Raw genomic sequence first — 282 nt, 5'->3', positions numbered from 1 at the left:
CATTTTAAAGAGCGTCCCCTTTACTTACGCTCTACCCCTATCTTACAAATCAAAATATCGGTATGATAACCCTATCCCAATACCATATCATATAGTACCAAGCACCAACATGTAATCGTATAAAACTCTCCCCAAAAGAGTTGAAAGATTACAATCAAGTTGGCTTCAAGTTACTACTACCAATATTCCCTATTCATATAGACGCTATAATTATAACATGTTATTTTTATTTTTCAAACTTTTTTAATTTTTTTATTATTTTAATGTATGTGACAACCATTA

Origin of the sequence: Streptococcus sp. HMSC064H09 (genome assembly GCF_001812625.1) — a bacterium.
Taxonomy (GTDB): domain Bacteria; phylum Bacillota; class Bacilli; order Lactobacillales; family Streptococcaceae; genus Streptococcus.
Note: the sequence above shows the minus strand (reverse complement) of the source record.